Below are 3,807 nucleotides of genomic sequence, written 5' to 3'. Positions count from 1 at the left end.
CCGCGTGCTTCTGTTTGGAGCGGATGAACTCGACCATGGCCGTGATCTCCTCGGAGGAGAGCTTCTTGCCGAAGGCGGGCATCATGCCCCGTCCGTTGGTGATGGCCTGTTCCAGAACCTTGGGGTCCTTGTTCATCTTGCTGAAGGCGGGGCCGACCTTTTTGCGGTCAATGCGGTGGCACATCTTGCAGCTTTTCTTGTAGATCTTTTCCGCATCGATGTCGTCGTGGGCGAATGCCGCCTGTGTGCCCATCAGGCAGAAGGCGACGGCGGTCACGGTAAACAAGCTCTTGTTCATGGATCGTATCCTCCTTTGATCTGAGATAATACAACATTGCCGGTCTTGCGCGGGGCTCCGACAAATGGAACTATATGCATACAGCTCACCGTCTGGCAAGTGGAAAAAGTACCCGTTCGCGGGGAGCGGCCGCATCCGGAATCTGCTACACTCCGGTCGGATCCTTTTTGGGCTTGTAGAACCACATCTGCCACAGGCTGACCAGGATCTGGAAGGCGAGGGAGATGCCGAGCAGGGCGCCCGCGGTCACCACCACGTAGGCGAAGCCGGGGATGATCTTGGTCAGGTACCAGGAGGAGATGTCGGTCAGCAGGAAGAGGAAGGGGACCACCATAACGGTGCGCTTGAGCAGCACCGGGATCTCGCACAGGATGAAGATGCGGCCGACGAAGAAGAGGATGAAGGCGATGCCGAAGAGGTGGATGTGGGAGACCCGGACCAGCGCGGGGATGGTGGCGCCGGTGTCGGTCTTGGTCAGTGCCGCCACATTCTCATAGCTGGTGAAGTGGGGGATGGGCAGCCCGCTCTCCTCCGAGTGGCACATGATGCAGTTCGCATCGAGGATCGGCTTGACCTTCTGCTCGAACTCCTTCTTGCCGGCGCCGTGCCGGATCCAGTCGAGGATGGTCTGCTTGGCCGCCTCGTTGGGCAGGTTGGCCTCCATCGGGCCGTTGATCGCCGCCCCCAGCCGGGTCTGGTTGTGGGTGCCGTAGTAGGCGTCCATGATGTCGGCGATGCTCAGTCCCGGCTTGCCGTCGCGCCCCTGATGGGTGTAGTAGATGTTGGCCAGGGCGAAGAGGTAGCCGATGCCGATGGTGATGAGGAACATGGTGTCGAGCATCTTCTCGCTCATCGAGGCATCGGAGAACCTGCGGTATTTGGGCATGGAGCAACCTCGTCTGGCGGATGGCGCTATCCGACCGGCAGGGGCGGAATGTGCGCCGCACGCTAGGGGGCGGGGATGTGGGAGGCAATCGCCGGCGCCGGGGCTGCGCGCTCCGGCGGGAATGGATGGCGGCCCCCGGCAACCCATCATTACAAAACGTTAATGTGTCCTTCACGCCAGGGTCACGTCGCCGCTGTAGAGTTCGCCCTCGTTCGACGTCCACTTCTTCCTCCTCCCTCCCTCCTCCCCTGGGCGTCGAACCTTATCGAACAGCCCCGGCAGCGATGCCGGGGCTGTTTTCGTTTCCGGGGGGTGCTAGTGTTGATCCCATCGCGCGAGGTGGCGCGAGGCATTCTCGCGAGGCATCCTTTGCTGCGGGAAGATCATGCCGTGATGCGACGGCATCCGCAGCAGGCCGGCATCGCGGCCATGGAAGAGCGCGCTCTTCGATTCCCGTCGAGCAAAAGGTCCACGGAGGGACTTTTTGCGATTCCATCATCAATGCAATGAGCCGTGCACATACCCGTTATGGACTGGCCCGGGAGGGGTGGCCGTTCATCGTTCCGGTCGCCTTGTCGCTGCCGGCCGCCCTGCTGGCCGGCTGGTGTGTGGCATCGGGGCTGCTGCTGTTGCTCCTGCTGTTTCTGCTCAATTTTTTTCGCGATCCCGAGCGGCGCACGCCGACGGGCGAGGGGCTGATCGTCGCCCCCGCCGACGGCAAGGTGGTCCGCGCCGAGGGCGACGCCTCGGGCGGGCGCATCGACATCTTCATGAACGTCTTCAATGTCCATGTCAATCGCGCCCCCTGCGCCGGCCGCATCGAGGCGATGCGCTACCATCCGGGGCGGTTCATCAACGCCAGCCTGGACAAGGCCAGCGAGGAGAACGAGCGCAACCGCATCACCCTGCGCAGCGACGATGGCGCCCGGATCACCGTCGTCCAGATCGCCGGGCTGGTCGCCCGCCGCATCGTCAGCTATGTCGCGGTGGGGGATCGGGTGGAGGCCGGCCAGCGCATCGGCATGATCCGTTTCGGCTCGCGGGTCGACTGTCTGCTGCCGGAGGGCTTTCAGCCGGTGGTGGCGGTGGGTGAGAAGGTGGTTGCCGGCGAGACGGTGATCGCCCGGCGGGCGGAGCGGTCGTGATGGCGGCGGAACGCAAGCGGGGGATCTATCTGGTGCCCAGCTTCTTCACCACGCTGGGGCTCTTGGCCGGCTTCTACGCCATCACCACCGCGATCCAGGGGCGGTTCGAGGCCGCCGCCTGGGGCATCGTGATCGCCGCCATCTTCGATATGCTCGACGGCCGCGCCGCCCGCCTGCTCAACGCCGAGACCGAGTTCGGCGCCCAGTACGATTCGCTGTGCGACATGCTCTCCTTCGGGGTGGCGCCGGCGGTGCTGCTCTATGTCTGGGCGCTGATCCCCTACCACAAGGCGGGCTGGCTCTTCGCCTTTCTGCTGGTCGCCGGCGCGGCGCTGCGGCTGGCCCGCTTCAATGTCGAGCACGCCTTCCAGGACCGACGCTACTTCCGCGGTCTGCCGACGCCGGCCACCGCGCTGCTGGTCGCCACCGGCGTGCTCTTCCATGTCGAGAACGGCCAGCAGCCGTCGGCGGCGCTGTGGGCGGTCAACGCCGTCGCCCTCTCCTGGTTCATGATCAGCAACGTGCGCTTCATCTCCGGCAAGGAGCTCGATCTTGATGTGCGCAAGCCGTTCATCGCGCTGGTGGGCATGCTGGTGGCGGTGGTGTTGCTGATGGCCGATCCCTACCGCATCCCCTTTCTGCTGATCTGCATCTACTGCCTGCACGGGCCGGCGATGAACATCTGGCAGCACCATCAGGCGCGCAAGCGGCGGCGGGTGCGCCGGCTGCAGCGGGAGCGACGGCGGCAGTGCGCAGGCTCCGGCGGCGGCTCAGGCGAGGATGGCGCGCACACTGCGGAGGGCGACCGGCGGTAGAAGCGTGGCCGGGCGGCCGATGTCGCACCAGCCGCCGGTATGAACCATGCCGAGCAGCCGCCCCTCGGCGATCAACCTGCGCATCGGGGTGACCAGCGGGAAGCGGTCGCCGTCGCCGTGGATCTCCCGCTGCCGCCAGAGCGAGACGCCGCTGTAGGTCCAGCGCTTCTCCTCTCCGCCGCCGTGATCGACATGCACCCCACGCAAAGCGAAGTCGCCGGCCGGATGGTGCGGCGGGTTGGCGACCAGCGCCAGCGCCGCGCCGGCTCCAGGGTGGCGTGCCATCAGCCGGTGGAGGGCGTGCAGGTCGATGTCGTGGATCACGTCGGCGTTGCAGATGTAGAGCAGCTCCCCCTCGGGCAGCATCCCGGCGGCCCGGGCCGCGCCGCCGCCGGAGTCGAGTAGCCGCTCCTCCAGGCTGTAGCGAATCGAGAGCCCGAAGCGGCCGCCGTCGCCGAGCAGGGCGCGGATCTGCGCGCCGTGGTGGTGCAGGTTGACCGCCACATGGCGTACGCCGTGGCGGGCCAGCCGGTGGAGCTGGTGGACGATGGCCGGGGCTCCCTCCACCTCCATCAGCGCCTTGGGCCGGTCGCGGGTGAGCCAGCCAAGCCGCGTTCCCATGCCGGCGGCGAGGATCACGGCCCGGTCGGGGTGCGGTGTCAT

The 3,807-nt window shown here is 66.2% G+C and carries 5 protein-coding genes; 2 read left to right on the top strand and 3 right to left on the bottom strand.

What is annotated here, in order from left to right; translation table 11 throughout:
- Together D6682_08055 and D6682_08050 are read right to left on the bottom strand one after the other, a co-directional pair.
- Window positions 1-298 (bottom strand): cytochrome c (locus tag D6682_08055; protein ID RMH50035.1); only part of this gene is annotated, 298 nt, incomplete at its 3' end.
- Between the two features lie 145 nt (window positions 299-443).
- On the bottom strand, window positions 444-1,184 hold the full coding sequence (locus tag D6682_08050; GenBank protein RMH50034.1) for a hypothetical protein: 741 nt from the start codon (window positions 1,182-1,184) through the stop codon (window positions 444-446).
- A gap of 506 nt (window positions 1,185-1,690) precedes the next feature.
- On the opposite strand from D6682_08050, the gene D6682_08045 reads away from it, so the two are divergent.
- Complete coding sequence (locus D6682_08045; protein ID RMH50033.1) at window positions 1,691-2,329, top strand: phosphatidylserine decarboxylase family protein; 639 nt, start codon at window positions 1,691-1,693, stop codon at window positions 2,327-2,329.
- Entirely contained in the window at window positions 2,329-3,144 is an 816-nt protein-coding gene (pssA, locus tag D6682_08040) for a CDP-diacylglycerol--serine O-phosphatidyltransferase (protein RMH50032.1), read from the top strand. The genes D6682_08045 and pssA overlap by 1 nt, the downstream gene beginning before the upstream one ends.
- Here the strand turns inward: pssA and D6682_08035 are convergent.
- The gene (locus D6682_08035; GenBank protein RMH50031.1) at window positions 3,100-3,807 is read right to left on the bottom strand and encodes a nucleotidyltransferase family protein; all 708 of its coding nucleotides are present in this window, start codon (window positions 3,805-3,807) and stop codon (window positions 3,100-3,102) included. The two genes, pssA and D6682_08035, sit on opposite strands and share 45 nt — an antisense overlap.

The sequence above is a fragment of the Zetaproteobacteria bacterium genome, assembly GCA_003696765.1.
In the GTDB taxonomy this organism is placed as follows: domain Bacteria; phylum Pseudomonadota; class Zetaproteobacteria; order Mariprofundales; family J009; genus RFFX01.
The sequence above is the reverse complement of the archived record's forward strand: the minus strand, read 5'-3'. Positions and strand labels throughout refer to the sequence as shown.